This is a genomic window from Streptomyces sp. NPDC056738, from assembly GCF_042790435.1.
In the GTDB taxonomy this organism is placed as follows: domain Bacteria; phylum Actinomycetota; class Actinomycetes; order Streptomycetales; family Streptomycetaceae; genus Streptomyces.
Map to the genome: position 1 here is coordinate 148,407 of NZ_JBHTZF010000015.1, position 18,228 is coordinate 166,634.

Annotated in this window: 12 protein-coding genes and 1 riboswitch; of the genes, 7 read left to right on the forward strand and 5 right to left on the reverse strand. The window is 70.9% G+C overall.

The window, feature by feature from the left end; genetic code table 11:
* Together ACFRIC_RS33720 and nuoN are read left to right on the forward strand one after the other, a co-directional pair.
* Complete coding sequence (locus ACFRIC_RS33720; RefSeq protein ID WP_382793870.1) at positions 1-1,572, forward strand: NADH-quinone oxidoreductase subunit M; 1,572 nt, start codon at positions 1-3, stop codon at positions 1,570-1,572.
* Positions 1,569-3,227 (forward strand): NADH-quinone oxidoreductase subunit NuoN, encoded by a 1,659-nt coding sequence (gene nuoN / locus ACFRIC_RS33725; protein ID WP_382793873.1) that lies wholly within the window; start codon positions 1,569-1,571, stop codon positions 3,225-3,227. Before ACFRIC_RS33720 ends, nuoN begins: the two co-directional genes overlap by 4 nt.
* A gap of 60 nt (positions 3,228-3,287) precedes the next feature.
* Here nuoN and ACFRIC_RS33730 read toward each other — a convergent pair whose 3' ends face one another.
* The gene (locus ACFRIC_RS33730) at positions 3,288-4,055 is read right to left on the reverse strand and encodes a hypothetical protein (RefSeq protein ID WP_382793875.1); all 768 of its coding nucleotides are present in this window, start codon (positions 4,053-4,055) and stop codon (positions 3,288-3,290) included.
* Between the two features lie 290 nt (positions 4,056-4,345).
* On the opposite strand from ACFRIC_RS33730, the gene recQ reads away from it, so the two are divergent.
* Positions 4,346-6,364, forward strand: a complete 2,019-nt coding sequence (gene recQ, locus ACFRIC_RS33735; RefSeq protein ID WP_382794045.1) for a DNA helicase RecQ — start codon at positions 4,346-4,348, stop codon at positions 6,362-6,364.
* 521 nt (positions 6,365-6,885) lie between these two features.
* Here recQ and fahA read toward each other — a convergent pair.
* Positions 6,886-8,115, reverse strand: a complete 1,230-nt coding sequence (gene fahA / locus ACFRIC_RS33740; RefSeq protein ID WP_382793878.1) for a fumarylacetoacetase — start codon at positions 8,113-8,115, stop codon at positions 6,886-6,888.
* A gap of 805 nt (positions 8,116-8,920) precedes the next feature.
* On the opposite strand from fahA, the gene ACFRIC_RS33745 reads away from it, so the two are divergent.
* Positions 8,921-9,730 carry an HAD family hydrolase gene (locus ACFRIC_RS33745; RefSeq protein WP_382793881.1) on the forward strand — a complete coding sequence of 270 codons (810 nt, stop codon included), beginning with the start codon at positions 8,921-8,923 and terminating at the stop codon, positions 9,728-9,730.
* 75 nt (positions 9,731-9,805) lie between these two features.
* Here the strand turns inward: ACFRIC_RS33745 and ACFRIC_RS33750 are convergent, their stop codons facing one another.
* Together ACFRIC_RS33750 and ACFRIC_RS33755 are read right to left on the reverse strand one after the other, a co-directional pair.
* Complete coding sequence (locus ACFRIC_RS33750; protein WP_382793884.1) at positions 9,806-10,576, reverse strand: transglycosylase SLT domain-containing protein; 771 nt, start codon at positions 10,574-10,576, stop codon at positions 9,806-9,808.
* A 4-nt stretch (positions 10,577-10,580) separates the two neighbouring features.
* A riboswitch (cyclic di-AMP (ydaO/yuaA leader) is annotated at positions 10,581-10,774 on the reverse strand.
* 483 nt (positions 10,775-11,257) lie between these two features.
* Positions 11,258-13,255, reverse strand: a complete 1,998-nt coding sequence (locus ACFRIC_RS33755) for a CocE/NonD family hydrolase (protein WP_382793887.1) — start codon at positions 13,253-13,255, stop codon at positions 11,258-11,260.
* A gap of 432 nt (positions 13,256-13,687) precedes the next feature.
* On the opposite strand from ACFRIC_RS33755, the gene ACFRIC_RS33760 reads away from it, so the two are divergent.
* On the forward strand, positions 13,688-14,698 hold the full coding sequence (locus ACFRIC_RS33760) for a polyprenyl synthetase family protein (protein ID WP_355761912.1): 1,011 nt from the start codon (positions 13,688-13,690) through the stop codon (positions 14,696-14,698).
* A gap of 109 nt (positions 14,699-14,807) precedes the next feature.
* Here the strand turns inward: ACFRIC_RS33760 and ACFRIC_RS33765 are convergent, their stop codons facing one another.
* On the reverse strand, positions 14,808-15,383 hold the full coding sequence (locus tag ACFRIC_RS33765; RefSeq protein WP_382793890.1) for a hypothetical protein: 576 nt from the start codon (positions 15,381-15,383) through the stop codon (positions 14,808-14,810).
* 251 nt (positions 15,384-15,634) lie between these two features.
* Here ACFRIC_RS33765 and ACFRIC_RS33770 point away from each other — a divergent pair, with 251 nt between their 5' ends.
* Both ACFRIC_RS33770 and ACFRIC_RS33775 read left to right on the forward strand, forming a co-directional pair.
* Positions 15,635-16,672, forward strand: coding sequence for a CHRD domain-containing protein (locus ACFRIC_RS33770; RefSeq protein ID WP_382793893.1), 1,038 nt, complete (start codon positions 15,635-15,637; stop codon positions 16,670-16,672).
* A gap of 291 nt (positions 16,673-16,963) precedes the next feature.
* Positions 16,964-18,223, forward strand: coding sequence for an outer membrane lipoprotein carrier protein LolA (locus tag ACFRIC_RS33775; protein WP_382793896.1), 1,260 nt, complete (start codon positions 16,964-16,966; stop codon positions 18,221-18,223).
* Positions 18,224-18,228: the final 5 nt, after the last annotated feature.

An 18,228-nucleotide genomic window follows, 5' to 3' on the forward strand; every position in this document is an offset into this window, starting at 1 on the left:
ATGTCCTTTCCTCTGCTGACAGCGACGGCGGCGCTCCCGGCCCTCGGGGCGATCGCCACGGCCGCCGTGCCGGCCGCGCGGCGCGTCGCCGCGAAATGGCTGGCGCTGCTCGTCTCCCTGGGCACGCTGGCGCTCGCCGTGGTCACCCTGGTGCGTTTCGACCCCGGCGGTGCCCGCTACCAGCTCACCGAATCCCACGCCTGGATCCCGGACTTCGGGGTCAGCTACCAACTGGGCGTGGACGGCATCGGGGTGGCGCTCGTCGCGCTCACCGCGCTGCTGATGCCGTTCGTGATCCTGGCGGGCTGGCACGACGCCGACCCGATGGAGACCGGAAGCAGGCGCTGGCGTCCGACCCAGGGCTTCTTCGCCCTGATCCTGGCCGTCGAGGCGATGGTGATCATCTCCTTCGAGGCCACCGACGTCTTCCTCTTCTACGTCTTCTTCGAAGCCATGCTGATCCCGATGTACTTCCTCATCGGCGGCTTCGGGGACCGGGCCCACGAGCACGGCGACGAGGCGGCGGCGACGCAGCGCTCGTACGCCGCGGTGAAGTTCCTCCTCTACAACCTGGTCGGCGGTCTGATCATGCTGGCCGCCGTGATCGGTCTGTACGTGGTCGCCGGGAGCTTCTCGCTCCAGGAGATCGTCCACGCGCGGGCCGACGGCTCCCTGCACATGGCGACCAGCACCGAGCGGTGGCTGTTCCTCGGCTTCTTCTTCGCCTTCGCGGTGAAGGCGCCCCTGTGGCCCCTGCACACCTGGCTGCCCAACGCCATGGGCGAGGCGACCGCCCCGGTCGCCGTGCTGATCACCGCGGTCGTCGACAAGGTCGGCACCTTCGCGATGCTCCGCTTCTGCCTCCAGCTCTTCCCCGAGGCGAGCAAGTGGGCGACGCCCGCGATCCTCGTCCTGGCGCTGATCAGCATCGTCTACGGAGCGCTGCTCGCGGTCGGGCAGCGGGACATCAAGCGGCTGGTCGCCTACGCCTCGATCTCCCACTTCGGGTTCATCATCCTGGGCATCTTCGCGATGACCAGCCAGGGGCAGTCGGGCGCGACGCTCTACATGGTCAACCACGGGATCTCGACCGCCGCCCTGATGCTGGTGGCCGGCTTCCTGATCTCGCGCCGCGGCTCGCGTCTCATCGCCGACTACGGAGGGGTGCAGAAGGTCGCCCCGGTGCTCGCGGGCACCTTCCTGATCGGCGGCCTCGCGACGCTCTCGCTCCCGGGGCTCGCGCCCTTCGTGAGTGAATTCCTGGTCCTGGTCGGCACGTTCACGCGCTACCCGGTGGTCGGCATCATCGCCACCTTCGGCATCGTCCTCGCCGCGCTCTACACCCTCGTCCTCTACCAGCGGACGATGACGGGCCCGGTCAAGGCCGAGGTCGCCGAGATGCCGGACCTCAGGGTGCGCGAGCTCCTGGTCGTCGCCCCGCTGATCGCTCTGCTGATCTTCCTGGGCGTCTACCCGAAGCCGCTCACCGACATCGTCAACCCGGCGGTCAAGCAGACCATGTCAGATGTACACAAGACGGACCCCAAGCCCGAGGTGGAGGCGGCCAAGTGAGCGCATCAGCCGTCCACAGCCTGTGGACAACCGCGGCGACAGCCGCCGAGCCGATCTCCAAGATCGATGCACCTAAGATCGAATATGGGCAATTGTCGCCCACGTTGATCGTTCTCGGTGCCGCGGTCATCGGGGTGCTGGTCGAGGCCTTCGTGCCGCGCAAGTCCCGTTACTACGCACAGGTCTTCGTCGCCGTCGTGGCGCTGGCCGCGGCCTTCTCCGCGGTCGTCGCGCTCGCGGCGGGCGGATACGGCACCACCAAGGCGCACATCGCGGCGATGGGCGCGGTCGCGGTCGACGGACCGGCCCTGTTCCTCCAGGGCACGATCCTGCTCGCCGGGATCCTCGGCGTCTTCACCTTCGCTGAGCGGCGCCTCGACCCCTTGGCGCACGGCAACCGGGTCGACGCGTTCGCCGCGCAGGCCTCCTCGGTGCCCGGCAGCGACAGCGAGAAGGCCGCCGTGAAGGCCGGGTTCACCACCACCGAGGTGTTCCCGCTGCTGCTCTTCGCGATCAGCGGCATGCTCGTCTTCCCCGCGGCCAACGACCTGCTGACGCTGTTCGTCGCCCTCGAGGTCTTCTCCCTGCCGCTCTACCTCCTGTGCGCCGTGGCCCGCCGCAAGCGGCTCATGTCGCAGGAGGCGGCGGTCAAGTACTTCCTGCTCGGCGCCTTCGCCTCCGCGTTCACGCTCTTCGGCATCGCCCTGCTCTACGGCTACGCGGGATCGGTGTCGTACGCGACGATCGCGCACGTCGTCGACGGCACGGTCACGAACGTCGACCCGGCGCTCGCCGGCACCATGGGCAACGACGTGCTGCTGCTCATGGGCATGGCCCTGGTCGTCATGGGCCTGCTCTTCAAGGTCGGCGCGGTGCCCTTCCACATGTGGACGCCCGACGTCTACCAGGGCGCGCCGACCCCGGTCACCGGCTTCATGGCGGCGGCGACGAAGGTGGCGGCGTTCGGCGCGCTGCTGCGCCTGCTCTACGTCGTCCTGCCGGGCATGCGCTGGGACTGGCGGCCGGTCATGTGGGCCGTGGCGATCGTCACCATGCTGGGCGGCGCGATCGTGGCGATCACCCAGACCGACATCAAGCGGCTCCTGGCGTACTCGTCGATCGCGCACGCCGGGTTCATCCTCGCGGGTGTCATCGCGACCTCGCCGGACGGCGTCTCGTCGGTCCTCTTCTACCTGGGCGCGTACTCCTTCGTGACGATCGGTGCCTTCGCCGTCGTCACGCTCGTACGGGACGCGGGCGGAGAGGCCACGCACCTGTCCAAGTGGGCGGGTCTCGGACGCAGGTCGCCGCTGGTGGCCGCGGTGTTCGCGGTCTTCCTGCTGGCCTTCGCGGGCATCCCGCTCACCTCGGGATTCGCCGGAAAGTTCGCCGTGTTCAAGGCGGCGGCCGAGGGCGGCGCGGGCGCGCTCGTCGTGGTCGGTGTGATCTCGTCGGCGATCGCGGCGTTCTTCTACATCCGCGTGATCGTGCTGATGTTCTTCAGCGAGCCCAAGCCCGAGGGGCCGACGGTCGCCGTGCCGTCGCCGCTGACCATGACGGCGATCGCCGCCGGTGTGGTCGTCACGCTGGTGCTCGGTGTGGCGCCGCAGTACTTCCTGAACCTGGCCGGCCAGGCCGGGGTCTTCGTGCGCTGAGAGGTTCCGCACGCGGCTCGGGCCCCGCTCCCTTCGAAGGGAGCGGGGCCCGAGCCGTTGTCAGTGGGCGGTGCGGCCAGCGCCCGCGGACCCGGTGTGCGCCGTGCCGGACGAGCCGTGGTGGGCGCCGGGCGTCTTGCCGCTGTGGCCCGTGCTCGTCTTCCCCGTGCTCGTCTTCCCCGTACTCGTTTTGCCCGTGCCCGTGCCCGTCATGCCCGAGCCCGTCATGCCCGTGTGGCCGGTGTCCGTCTTGCCGGTGTCCGTCTTGCCGGTGTGGGCCGGGGCGGGCGGGCACTTCACCCTGGGGTTCCAGCGGTCGAACAGCCCGTTGGGATTCTGCTTCCACAGCCAGACGTGCAGGTCGTAGTGGATCGGCATGCCCGGGTAGTGGCCCGGCATCGGACCGTCGAACTTCTGCCCGCCGAACATCGACGGCCGGTCCTTGCTGGTCTTCATGTTCTGGTCGGAGTCCAGCACGATCCACTCGACCCCGGCGAGCCTGCGCTTTCCGTCCTTGCCGTCCTCGAACAGCAGGGCCGAGGGCTTCCTCGGATCGAGCGAGCCGTAGCGGGACTCGTTGAAGTAGTGGTAGCCCATGCTGCCGTGCCCCGCGGGGTCCGAGGAGCACTGGCGGGGCACGTATCCGTCGGCGAGGGCGACCTTCTCGTCGAGGTACTTGACGCTGGCGAGGTAGGCCTTGACCAGATCGCGCAAGGCCTTCGGGTCGATCGGGCCCTCCGCCGCCGGGGCGGGGCCGGCGGACAGGGCGAGCGACGCGGTGGCGGCTGTCACGAGGGTGATGACGGTCCTGAGGGGACGCTGGGGCATGCGAAGGCTCCTAGAGACACGAGAGAGGCGTACGGACTGCACGGGTCCGTCGGCTGCGGGCCCCCTCCTCCCGCCCGAGCAGCATGGCCCTCGGCCCCGAAGCGCCGCCATGCAAGCGGGGCCAACGGGTTGAACCCCGCCGGGGCGCGCCGTGCAGCAGGGTGAGACGGGACGGGCGCCGATACGTAGGGAAGCCGGCCCCTCGCAGCCTGTGGACAACTCTCGGACTGTCGGCGCGGACCCCTATCGTGGACGCAGTGGTCGAGGCGCGACGTACGGGGGACGGAACGATGGGCGGGACGGGTGTGATGACCGAAGCGGACGCGACGGAGACACTGGGCGGGAGCGAGGCGCTGGCCGCCCTCCACCGGGTCTTCGGGTACGACGCCTTCCGTGGCGAGCAGCAGGCGATCATCGAGCATGTGGTGGCGGGCGGTGACGCCGTCGTCCTGATGCCGACCGGCGGCGGAAAGTCCCTCTGCTACCAAATCCCCTCCCTGGTCAGACCGGGTACGGGCGTTGTGGTCTCCCCGCTCATCGCGCTCATGCAGGACCAGGTGGACGCGCTGCGGGCGCTGGGCGTGCGGGCCGGGTTCATGAACTCGACGCAGGACTTCGACGAGCGGCGCGTGGTCGAGGCGGAGTTCCTCGCCGGCGAGCTCGACCTTCTCTACCTGGCCCCCGAGCGACTGCGTCTCGACAGCACGCTGGATCTGCTGTCCCGCGGGAAGATCTCCGTCTTCGCGATCGACGAGGCGCACTGTGTCGCCCAGTGGGGCCACGACTTCCGTCCCGACTATCTGGCGCTCTCGCTGCTCGGCGAACGCTGGCCGGACGTCCCGCGCATCGCGCTGACGGCCACCGCCACCCGTGCGACGCACAAGGAGATCACTCAACGGCTGGGCATGCCCACGGCCCGCCACTTCGAGGCGAGCTTCGACCGGCCCAACATCCAGTACCGGATCGTTCCCAAGGCGGACCCGAAGAAGCAGTTGCTGTCCTTCCTGCGCGAGGAGCACGCGGGCGACGCGGGCATCGTGTACTGCCTCTCACGCAACTCGGTCGAGAAGACCGCCGAGTTCCTCTCCCGCAACGGCATCGAGGCCGTGCCGTACCACGCGGGCCTGGACTCGGGCACCCGTGCCGCGCACCAGTCCCGCTTCCTGCGGGAGGAGGGCCTCGTGGTCGTCGCCACGATCGCCTTCGGCATGGGCATCGACAAGCCGGACGTCCGGTTCGTCGCCCACCTCGACCTGCCGAAGTCCGTCGAGGGCTACTACCAGGAGACGGGCCGCGCTGGCCGTGACGGACTGCCCTCCACGGCCTGGATGGCCTACGGCCTTCAGGACGTCGTCCAGCAGCGCAAGATGATCCAGGGATCGGAGGGCGACGAGGCGTTCAGACGCCGGGCGGCTGCCCATCTGGACGCGATGCTCGCCCTGTGCGAGACGGCCCAGTGCCGGCGGTCCCAGCTCCTCGCCTACTTCGGCCAGGACCCCGACACCCCGGCCTGCGGCAACTGCGACACCTGTCTGACACCCCCGGAGACCTGGGACGGCACGGTCGCGGCACAGAAGCTGCTGTCCACGGTGGTGCGCCTCCAGCGCGAGCGGGGACAGAAGTTCGGCGCCGGTCAGATCGTCGACATCCTGCTCGGGCGGAAGACCGCCAAGGTCATCCAGTTCGACCACGACCAACTGTCCGTCTTCGGCATCGGCGAGGAACTGGCCGAGTCCGAATGGCGCGGCGTCGTAAGACAGTTGCTCTCCCAGGGGCTGATCGCGGTCGAGGGCGAGTACGGCACGCTGGTGCTGACCGAGGCGAGCGGGACCGTGCTGCGGCGCGAGCGGGACGTGCCGCTGCGCAAGGAGGCGCCGAAGCCGGCCACGTCCCGGTCGTCGGCACCCAAGGGAGACCGCAAGGCCAAGGCGGCGGCGGCCGAACTGCCCGCCGAGCTCGTGCCCGCGTTCGAGGCGCTGCGTGCCTGGCGCGGTGAGCAGGCGCGCGAGCAGGGCGTCCCGGCGTACGTCATCTTCCATGACGCCACGCTGCGGGAGATCGCCACGGTGTGGCCCACCTCCGTGAAGGACCTGGGCGGTATCAGCGGGGTGGGCGAGAAGAAGCTGGCGACGTACGGCGAGGGCGTCATCGGGGTGCTCGCCTCGCTGACCGGCGGTGCGCCCGCGGCCCCGGGGTCCGGCACCAGACCCGAGGCGGCCCCGGCCCCGGCGGCTCCGGCGGCAGCGCCGGGACCGGACCCGGACTGGCCGGAGCTGGACCAAGAGCCGGAGCCCGAGGACTGGATGTAGCGAGCCCTAGCGGGCCCGACACCGGGAGACCGGGGACGAGGGGAGACGCCCGGCCGGGCAATGCAGATTCCGTCAGGTGTCGCTGACACTGCCGGGTGCCGCCGACCCTGCCGGGTGCCGCTGACTCCGCCGGGTGCCGCTGACTCCGCCGGGCCGCCGATCCCGGCTAGGCCGCCGCCGGGCCGCGGATCCCGGCTCGGCCCCGCCGGACCGCCGACTCCGGCTGGGGCCCGCCGGGCTCCGTGGTCCCCACCGGCGGTGCCGGGCCGTGCCGGCCTGCGCCGGGCACGCTGGCCGGACGCGGCCAGGTCGCCAGCCGGGACGCCGACCGGGACGCCGACCGGGATGCGAGCCGGGCCGCCGGCCAGGCCGCCGGTCACCGTGACACGGACCCCGTTCCTCCCGGAGGTCCCTTCCGGGAGAGGCCTCCCGAAGCCGTCTCCCGGACGTCTCCCGGACGCTCCCGGGCGTCTTCTCCGGAGGCCTCCCGGGGCCTCTCCCTAGAGCTCTCTCAGCGACCTCTACAGGGAAACAGCCGGCGTGATGCGGCCCCGGACCTCGCCGAGGCCGACGCGGGTTCCGCCCGGGCCCGGGGCCCAGGCCGTCAGGGTGACCTCGTCGCCGTCCTCGAGGAACGTTCGCTTGCCGTCGGGGAGTTCGAGGGCGTCGCGGCCGTTCCAGGTGAGTTCGAGCAGCGAGCCGCGCTCGCCCTCGGTGGGGCCGCTGACGGTTCCGGAGCCGTAGAGGTCACCGGTGCGCAGGGAGGCGCCGTTGACCGTCATGTGGGCCAGTTGCTGGGCGGCCGTCCAGTACATGGTGGAGAAGGGGGGTTCGGAGACGACGTGGCCGTTGATGGCCACGGAGATCCGGAGGTCGTAGCCGCCCGGTTCCTCGGAGGCGTCGTCGAGGTAGGGGAGGAGGGGGTGCGTGCGCTCGGGCGGGGCCACCAGGGCGTCGTCGAGGGCGTCCAGCGGGGTGATCCACGCCGACACGGACGTGGCGAAGGACTTGCCGAGGAAGGGGCCGAGCGGGACGTACTCCCAGGCCTGGACGTCGCGCGCCGACCAGTCGTTGAGCAGGCAGAGGCCGAAGACGTGGTCGCGGTAGTCGCCCAGGGGCACCGGCCGGCCCTGTTCCGAGGGAGCGCCGACCACGAAGCCGACCTCCGCCTCGATGTCCAGGCGGACCGAGGGGCCGAAGACCGGGGCGGCGTCCGCGGGGGCCTTGCGCTGGCCCGACGGGCGGACGACATCCGTGCCGGAGACCACGACCGTGCCGGAGCGGCCGTGATAGCCGATCGGCAGGTGCTTCCAGTTCGGCGTGAGGGAGTCGGCGGCGTCGGGGCGGAAGATCTGGCCGACGTTCCGGGCGTGGTTCTCGGAGGCGTAGAAGTCCACGTAGTCCGCGACGGTGAACGGGAGGTGCAGCGTCACGTCGGAGAGAGGGTGGAAATGGGGAGCGAGGGTTTCCCGGTGGGCCGGGACGGTCACCCAGGCCGTCAGCGCGCGCCGGACGTCGGACCAGGCGGTGCGGCCCGCGGCGAGCAGCGGGTCGAGGGTCGGCTGTGCGAGCAGCCCGGCGTAGGGGGAGCCGAGTGAGCGGGCCGCGGCACCGGCGTCGAGCACGTGGTCGCCGAGCCGTACGCCGACGCGTCGTTCGGAGTCGCCGGCCGGGTCGGTCAGGGAGAACACGCCGTACGGCAGGTTGTGCGGGCCGAAGGGATCGCCCTCGGGGACATCGAAGGGGGGCATCGGTAGGTGCCTCGCTTTCGGATTCGTACTCGCCATGTGAGCCATGCGTTCCACGCGTTTGATGTGGTCGGAGCACACGTTACGGGGGAGTGTCCCCACTACGGCAGGGCCTAAAGGGGTTGCAATGTCCGAATTGGCCTGGTGTGGAGCGGGCGGCTGCGAGCCGCGGTGGGCGGAAGCGGGTCGACAGGCGCCGCATCACCCGGCTTTGGACCGTGCTCGTCGCGCTCTCGTCGCGCCTTCCCCTCGCACCGCGCCCTCATCCCGCTCTCGTCGCACCCCTTCCCTTCGCGCCGCGCACTCCCCCCACCGCTCCTTTCGCCTCACTCCGCGCCTTCGTCCCGCTCACGTGCGCTCGTGCGTCGTTCGTGCCTGCCCCTGCCCGCTCTTGTCCGCCCGGCCCGCGCCCCCGCCCGCGACTGTCCGCTGCCCCGCGCTCCCGCCCGCTGATCTGAGCCCCCGTGGCGGCTGTCCGTGACGCCGAGCGGATGCCGCGCACGGTCCTGGAGTGCGTTTCGATGGATGAGGAAGTTCGCCGTACCTCTCCTCAACAGAGTTGATGCGTAACGGACTTGGTGACACGCGACTCTCATGCCGGGCCCAGTGGGCCTTGATGGAAGGGGTGTTGGGGAGTTGTGGGTGGTCCTGTGCGGGAAAGTGAGTGTGGGCGGAAGCGGAGCCTCGGTGATCCGAAGCGGTCGCAACGCGCTTACCACCGTGCGGTGAACGGCGTTGCTGACGGGATACCGGACGTCGTCCGGTTCAGGCCGGGCCGTTGAGTCGTTCGATCCGTATTCTTCGGATCATGGCCGCTCCGACTGCATATTCACTCATCGCCACTGACCTGGACGGAACGCTGCTGCGCGGCGACGACACACTCTCCGACCGGACACGCGCCGCGTTGGCGAAAGTGACCCGGGCAGGTGCCCGGCATCTCGTGGTCACGGGCCGACCGGCACCGCGCGTGCGACCACTTCTTGACGAACTCGGCGGCGAGGGACTGGCGGTGTGCGGTCAGGGGGCGCAGCTCTATGACGCGGGCACGGACCGCATGCTGTGGTCGGTGACCCTGGACAGGGAGTTGGCGGAGACGGCGCTCGGCAAGATCGAGGCGGAGGTCGGGCTGCTGTACGCGGCGGTCGACCAGGACGGCGTGGACGGGCTGACGCTCATCGAGCCGGGGTACGTCATGCCGCATCCGACGCTGCCGGCCGTGCGGGTGCCGCGTCGGGACGACCTCTGGGCGGAGCCGATCAGCAAGGTGTTGCTCCGTCACCCGTCTTTGTCGGACGACGAGTTGGCCTCGGCGGCACGGGGAGTGGTCGGTTCGCTGGCGACGGTCACCATGTCCGGGCCCGGCACCGTCGAACTCCAGCCATGCGGGGTGACCAAGGCGACGGGCCTCGCTCTGGCCGCGGCGCATCTCGGGCTCACGCCGAGTGCGACGCTCGCCTTCGGTGACATGCCCAACGACATCCCGATGTTCGACTGGGCGGCCCGGGGGGTGGCGATGGCCAACGCCCACCCGGAACTGAAGGCGGTGGCCGACGAGGTCACCTTGTCGAACGAGGACGACGGGATCGCGGTCGTCCTGGAGCGCCTCTTCGGCTTCTAGCGACACCGACGCACCCGCCGACGGGCCGGAGGGCGCCGTCGGCGGGTGCGGGTGAAGCGGGTGGTGCGGGGTGGATCAGTAGGCGCCGTTGACGTTGTCGATGGAGCCGTACTTGTCGGCCGCGTAGTTGCAGGCCGCGGTGATGTTGGCGACCGGGTCGTAGATGTTCGACGACGTGCCGGCGACGTGGTACGCCTGGAACGTGGGGTCGATCACCTGGAGCAGGCCCTTGGAGGGGATGCCCGCGGCGGCGTTGGAGTCCCAGTTGTTGATGGCGTTGGGGTTGCCGGAGGACTCGCGCATCACGTTGCGGTAGATGCCGTCGTAGCTGCCCGGGATGCCGGCCTTGGCCATGACGTCCAGGGATTCCTTGATCCAGCCGTCGAGGTTGTTGGTGTACGTCTTGGCGACGGCCTGGGTGACGGTGGTCGTCTTGGACTTGGCGACGGCGGCGGTCGCGTTCGCCGTGGTGCGGACGGTCGTCGACTTCAGCGTCTTCGTGCCCACGGTGAGCTTCATGCCCGGACGGATCATCGCGGGGTTGTCGCCGATGATCGCGCGGTTCGCCGCGTACAGCTTCTTCCAGCCACCGCTCTTGGGGTACTTCTTCGCCACCTTGGACAGGGTGTCGCCGGCGACCACCTTGTAGGTGACGAGCTGCACGTTGGGGACGACCGCGGTGTGGGCGGTCTTGGCCACCTGGGGGGCCTGCGCCGGGGTGGCGGCGCTGGCGCCGGTCGCGCTCACGAGGGGGAGGGCGAGGGCGATGCCACCCGTTCCGGCGGCGATCATGCCCCGGGTGATGACGTTGGTCTTCATGCGGCGGTGCTTGGCTCGTACGGGCATGGCGAAATGTCCTCTCCGACGCCTGCGAGGTGAGCTGTCGGGTTCGGGCGGGAGATGCCCGGCCGCGCTCTGGGCGCGGCTTCACCCCAAGCCGTTCCGGATGTGTCCGGACCGGCGGCTTACCTGTGGTTCCCCCGCTCCTGCCGTGCGTGGGTCGATGGGTTGCCGGGCGGCGGCAGGATTCGGCGATCCGCCCGGGGTCGACCAGAACGTATGCGAGAGCACATGTCCGAAACAAGACGAGATTTGACCGCGAAGATCGCTTTGGCCTGGTTAAGGCGAGGGTAAAAAGTCCGATTGTGCCGGAATTGGATCCTCAACTTGCCTTTCGCAAACGGGTTGATCCATAAGGGGCGCCCGGCGGAGGGGTGTCCGGCCGGTGACCCAACTCACGAGACCAAAGAGCATCAAGGCTCCATGAGGGGCCAATTCGGACATTGTGCCTGCGTCGGCGGGCGCTCCCGGGACCCTCGAAAGGCGTCGAGCGGCCCCTGGCGCGGCGGGATTTGTGGCGCGGGACACAGTAGGGAGCGGCAGGGGCGGCGGGCCGCGTCGGGTCGACGCGACAGGTCCCAGGTGGAGGCCGGCACGCCGGACCGGGGCGGGCGGCCGCGGTCAAGTGGACTCAATGCCAACCGAGTTCGCCCCGTCGACGGCCAACTCCCGTCCCGGCGGGCCCGGTCAGCCGGCCGTGCGCGGGATCCGCTTCTCCCAGGTCCGGTGGAAGACGACCTCGTCGCCGTTCCTGCAGACGAGCTCGTCGGTCGTGATGAAGTCCTCGGCGTCGCAGGCGATGGCGGAGACCGTCTCGACGCGGGCGTCCCACGGCAGCTCGGGCCGGTGGAGCCGGATGGACCACACCGAACGGGCGCGGGCGGACAGAGGGTCCGACGTACCGATCGTGTACGTCTCCCGGGCCTCCTCCGTGCATTCGAGGCCGTCGGGGAACACCCGGGTCCCGCCGCGCCCCGGGTCCACCTCCACGCTCCAGGTCCCGGCGGCCACGTCGCGCAGGACCAGGCGGGGCGGGCGGGGCTCGTCCAGGGTCGCCGAGACGGTCACGCCGAGGGGTTCGGCCTCCTCCGGTTCCCCGAAGGCGACCGAGGGGTCCGACTCCCTCGCCCGCACCGGGAGTTCGAGGACGCTGCCGACCGGCTCCAGGGTGAAGCCGGCCTCCGAGCCCGGCTGCGGCCAGATCCAGGGCCAGTAGGCGGAGGAGACGCCGAGCCGGATGCGGTGGCCCGCCGGGAACGCGTAGCCGATGGCGTGCAGGTCGAGGACCACGTGCTCCGTGTCGCCCGGCCGCCAGGGAACCGCCTGGTCGGGGCCCCGACGCGCCGACAGGTTCAGGACGCCCCGGGTGACGAGCGTGGACGCCCCGTCCGGGGCCACGTCGCACAGCCGGGCGATCACCTGGCCCCGGGGCGACGCGGACGTCAGCCGCAGAGTGACCCGGGGGCGGCCCAGGACCCAGATCTCCTCCGTCACCTCGAACTCGAAGCAGGCCGACCGGGCGTCCTCCTCCCGCTGGTCCGGCGGCAGGTCGGCGTCGTCGCCCGAGGGGAAGAGCCGGCCCGCGTCGACCCCCGTGTGCTGCGGGGAGCGCACCGGCAGCGGGGCGCCCTGGAGCGCGTACGCGACCGGGGTCACCGAGGGTGAGGGCCAGGCGGGGTCGCCCACCCATCGGCCCGGGATCCGCTCGTACACGGTGGCCGGAGGGTGTGCGTCCATCACGTACGAGCGCAGAAGGGGGACGGAGAGCGCGTCCGTGTCCTCGTCCCGGAGCCAGTGGTCCCACCAGCGCAGCGTCTCCTGGAGGAAGCCGATCGCCGGTCCCGGCGGCAGGCCCCGGTCCGGGTACTGGCGGGACCAGGGGCCGATGATGCCTCGTACGCGATCCGGCGGCAGGTTCTCCACCAGGCGCAGCACCGTGTCGCGGTGCGGGTCGTGCCAGCCGCCGACCGCGAGGACCGCCGCGCGGACGGCTCCGTACTCCTCGCGGACGCCGCCCTCGCGCCAGTACCCGTCCCGGGTCTGGTGGGCCAGCCAGGTGTGCGCGCGGGGGCTGACCGCCTCCAGCCGTTTCTCCCACATGTCCCGCCACATCCCCTCGCCCACGTGCGCTGGGTCCGGCGGACGGGCGGCGAAGGCGAGCAGACGGGCCGACCGGGCGTGCGTGTCGACGGCGAGGACGGAACCTCCCGCGTGGTGTGTCTCGTTGTCATAGAGGTCGTCGGTCGAGCAGACCGTGACGACAGCCTTGAGCGGCTCGGGCGCGCGGGCCGCGACACGGAGGGAGCTGAAGCCGCCCCACGAGATCCCGAACATGCCGACCCGGCCGCTGCACCAGGGCCGGCCGGCCAGCCAGGAGACCACCTCCACCCCGTCGTCCGTCTCGGTCCGGGCCCCCTCGTCGCCCGGCACGCCCTCCGAATTGCCGTGCCCGCGCACGTCCACGCGGACGGAGGCGTAGCCGTGCCCGGCGTACCAGGGGTGGCGCTGCTGGTCGCGCGGGGCCGTCCAGTCGGTCAGGCGGTACGGGACGTACTCCAGGAGCGCCGGTACGGGCTCCTCGGTCACCGGCCGCCAGATGCGGGCGTACAGACGGGTGCCGTCCGAGAGAGGGACGAGGACGTCCTCGTGAGTGGTCTCGTAGGGAAAGGACGTACGGATGCGCATGAGTGTCACCTCGGTGGACGGAACGCGTCGTGCGGCACGGCCGGAAGGGCGGGGACCGTCGGGTCCCGGCCGTACGCGGGTCGGGCACGGCTGTGGGACATGGTGGCCTCTTCCGGGTGCTTCGCCGCATGTCGTCGCAAGTCGGGTCACATCGTCTGATCATGAACATACCGCCGGTGATCGGGTGGCGCCCGTGAGCGGGGGTACCCGTCGTTGGGGCACGCAGGTGCTTCCCGTGTGCCTTCCGGGTGTACTCCCGCATACCTCCTGGCGGAGCGAAGTGGGCCGGGGGACGGTGGGCGCTCGCGGTGATCGAAACGTGACCGGATACGCTGACTTGAGTGATGGCAGCGACACATCGACAAACCGTGTCATCGACCGAATGATCGACCGAGTTCGCCATGTGATCGTCAGCAGACAGGAGAACCTCTCGTGACCGTCGTCGGGCCGTTCGGGCTGAGCGTGCGGGACCAGGCTCTCGAAGCCGATGTCCAGGCCGGATTGGCGGCTGTCGAGGAGGGTTTGCTCGAAGCCACCAAGAGCGAGGTCCCGTTCATCACGGAAGCCGCCCAGCACCTCGTGCGGGCCGGCGGGAAGCGGTTCAGGCCGCTGCTCGTGATGCTCGCCGCCCAGTTCGGCGACCCCTACGCGCCGGGTGTCGTGCCCTCGGCCGTGGTCGTCGAGCTGACGCACCTCGCCACGCTGTACCACGACGACGTGATGGACGAGGCCGAGGTCCGGCGCGGCGTGGACAGCGCCAACGTGCGCTGGGGCAACTCGCTGGCCGTCCTCACGGGTGACTTCCTCTTCGCCCGCGCCTCGTACATCCTGGCGGACCTCGGGCCCGAGGCCGTCCGGATCCAGGCCGAGGCGTTCGAGCGGCTGGTGACCGGGCAGATCCTGGAGACCGCGGGGCCGCGCGACGGCCGCGACCCGGTCGACCACTACCTCGACGTGCTCGGCGGCAAGACCGGCTCGCTGGTCGCGGTCGCGTGCCGGTTCGGCGCGATGATGTCGGGCGCCGACGAGACCGTCGTGGACGTGCTCACGCAGTACGGCGAGCGCCTCGGTGTCGCCTTCCAGCTCGCGGACGACGTCCTCGACATCGCGTCCGACTCGCACGAGTCCGGCAAGACGCCGGGGACCGATCTGCGCGAGGGCATCGCCACGCTGCCGGTGCTGCGACTGCGCGAGCGCGCCGAGCGGCTGGGTCTCGCCGAGGACATCGCGCTGTGCGAGCTGCTCGAATCCGACCTGACGGACGACGCGCGGCACGCGGAGGCGCTGGCCCGGCTGCGGGAGCACCCCGCGCTGGAGCAGGCGCGCCGGGACACCGTGCGCTACGCGGAGGAGGCGCGCGCCGCGCTGGCCCCGCTGCGCGAGTGCGACGCGAAGGCCGCGCTGGTCGAGCTGGTGGACGCGGTGGTGCACCGGGCCGGCTGAGCCGACCCGGGGTCACCGGTCGCCGCTGCCAGGGCTACGGGTCACGGGCCGGCCGGGAGACCGAGGCGTGGGGGCCCGGTCGTGGACCGGCCCGTGCGTGGGGTGGTCGTCAGTAGCCTCCGCCGCCGGTGTTCGTCGCGACCGGTGTGGTGATCTTCGCTCCGCTCGGCGTGACGGCCCACCACGTTCCGTCCACTCCCTGGCCGTACGGCTCCTTCGGCTCGTCGTCCTTGGCGTACCGGTACAGGGGCCAGCCCGCGAGGGTGATCTGGGTGGTGCCGTCGTTGCGCTTCACCGTGGAGACCAGGCTCTTGTCGATGCCCTTCGTGGTCACCGCGCTCTTGGCGGTGGTCGTGGCCGCGGGCCAGAGAGCGGCGCAGGTGTCGTAGCAACTGACCCTGGTCGGGTTCGCCGAGTCGGTGTCGAAGCGGTAGAGGACGTACCCCTTGCCGTCGGTCACGACCGTGCCCAGTTTCGCGACCTTGGCGGTGGTCAGCGTCGACGTCGCGGACCCCTTGGCGGCGCTGGGCGTCGAGCCGCCGCTCTGCGCGGAGTCGCTCTTCTGCGGGGTGCTGGTCCCGCTGCCGCCGCTGCCACCGCCTCCCCCTCCGCATCCGGCGAGCGTGAGCGCCAGGACGGCGGCGCCCGTGGCGGCGTATCCCGTGACATGCCTGATGGCAACCATGGCGATCCCTCGATCCTGTGATCCCGGAGTACTGGACGCTCCGGTCGCTGCCACCCGTAGGTACGGATTCGAGCCGATTTCTGCTCGAATAGTCGCCATATTTCTCGCCACATTTGACCGCTTCTGAGCGATTCGGAGTGATGTGACCGGCGCCACAGGGTGAGGGTGAGTCCGGGCCGGACCGGGTCCGTAATTCCACGCGGAAGCTGACGCAGGGGGCGTCGGCCGGGTTACGGGGAGAAAACGGAATCATGGGATCGAACGCCATGCGCACGACGCGTCGCCAGAGCCTGATCCTGAGCGGCGTCGCGATGGCCGCCGCGGCCGGAGTCGCCGCCGCCGTCGTCCCGGCGGCCGCCGCCGACCACGGCGCGCACACCGGGAGCACGAGCGGAAGCCGGAGCGGCGGGGCGCACCACTCCGGGAGCGACGCGGGGACGGCGGTGACCAGTCACGCGGTCATGGGCGGCAGCGGAGGCACCGTCCTCGCCGCGAGCCTGCGCGGTGCCGCCGAGGTGCCCGTCGAGGGCGGCCCCGCCGTCGGCGACCCGGACGGCGCGGCGCTGGAGTTCATCAAGGTCGAGGGCGACAAGGTGTCCGTCGCCGTGAAATGGCGCGGTACCGGCCGGCCCACCCTGCTCCACATCCACCAGGGCGCGAAGGGGGCGAACGGCGGCGTGAAGATCGACTTCAGTGGACTGCTCGGCCGGATCAAGGGCCACAGCGCCGTCGGAACCGTGAAGGTCGAGGATCCGGACCTGCTCGACACGCTGAAGACCGACCCCGGTTCGTTCTACGCCAACCTGCACACCACGAGGTTCCCGGGCGGAGCGGTTCGCGGACAGCTCCACAAGGTGACGGGCACCTTCGACTTCCGCGACGCCCTGCACAACTTCCAGGCGTCCGTGGTCGAGGGCGAGCAGATCTACGAGTGCAAGCCGGCCGACGGCGGTGGCTACGCCTTCGCCCAACGTGATGTCTCCGCACGGCTCGACGGTCACATCGCTCACTCGTTCGTGAAGCCCAACTCCGGTACGCCGCAGTGGATCGCGCCCGACCGCAGCGCCGTCACCGGCGCACTGATCGCGAAGACCCCGAACGGCGCGGCGAACATCCCCGAGCTCGACCTCAGGGCCACGCAGTCGGGCAGGGAGCACGGTCTGCTGGCGGGCACGCAGGAGATCCTGCGCCTGAACACGGTGGGCGGCGTGGCCCCGTCGGGCCCGTGCGCGCCGGGCGCGGTGGTGGGCGTTCCCTACCACGCGGACTACGTGTTCGTGCAGCGCTGAGCCGAGCCGCCGGTCCGGCCGGTCTCCGGCCGGTCCGGCGGGGCACCGGCCGACACGCCGCCAGGGCGGTGCCTCCCCCCGCGAGCGACCCCTACGGGTCCGGGGGAGGCACCGCCCTCTCACGTCATACCGCAGGACTACGCGGAGTTGAGCCCCCGGGTTGACGCGTGCATCCGGCGTATTTGGTCAGATGGAGAACACCACTCCTCACCGGTCCGGGTGAGAATGGCGGCTTAGGAGTGGAGCGGAAACGAGGGCAGGGCCGCCGCCGACGACGGAGGTAAGGCACACATGGCACCGTACGAATCCGACGACAGCGCGAGGGCCCAGGAGGCCGACGACAGTCTCGCCGGGCGACGCAAGGCCGCTCGGTACGTCGTTCCGGTCGCGGTGGTGGGGGTGGCGGCCGCGACGATCGGTCTCGTCCCGGCGCTGGCCGACTCCGGAGACCCCGACCTGCCGAAGGTCACCGCACAGCAACTCATCGAGAAGATCGCCCAGTCGGACGTCCAGCGACTGTCCGGCACCGTCAAGATCAGCACCGATCTGGGGCTGCCCGACCTGGGCGGTCTGGAGAGCGGCCTGCTGTCCGGCGCGGCCGGGGGACACGACGGTTCCTCCGCCGACCCGCAGTCCAAGCTCCTCGAACTGGCCTCGGGCACGCACACCCTGCGGGTCGCGGCCGACGGCCCGGACAGGGGCAAGGTCTCCCTGCTCGACAACGCCGCCGAGTACAGCGTCATCCACAACGGCAAGGACGTGTGGGGGTACGACAGCAAGTCGAACGAGGTCTTCCACTCGACGTCCGCCGAGTCCGGGCACGCCGGAGAGGGTGCCAAGGGCAAGGCGCCGCGGGATGTCCCGGCCACCCCGAAGGACTTCGCCGACGAGGTCCTCAAGTCCGTGGACGACACGACCTCCGTGACCGTCGACGGCACCGCCCACGTCGCCGGCCGCGACGCCTACAAGCTGGTGATCAAGCCCCGGCAGTCCGGCACCACGGTCGGCGCGATCAGCATCGCGGTGGACGCGAAGACGGGGCTGCCGCTGAAGTTCACCCTGACCCCGGCGAGCGGCGGCGCGGCCGTCGTGGACGCGGGATTCACCCAGGTCGACTTCTCCCGGCCGGCCGCCTCGACGTTCGCCTTCACCCCGCCGAAGGGCGCGAAGGTCACCGAGGGCGACGACGTGAAGGGCGCGAAGGGCGCGAAGGGCGGCGAGCCGAAGGACTTCGAGAAGGCGCTGCCGAAGGGCCACGAGGGCACGCCCGACGGCCTCGGCGGCTCGAAGACCATCGGCGAGGGCTGGAACGCGATCCTCGTCCTCGACACCGGTGGCAAGGGCATGCCGTCCGGCGGGTCCGGCTCGACCGGCAACAGTGACGTCGACGGTTTCCTGAACTCCCTCGGCGACCACGTCAAGGGCACGTTCGGCTCGGGCACGGTCTTCTCGACCCGCCTGGTCAACGCGCTGATCACGGACGACGGCAAGGTGTACGCCGGTGCCGTCACCAAGGCCGCGCTGGTGAAGGCGGCCGACGCGGCCCAGTAGAGCGA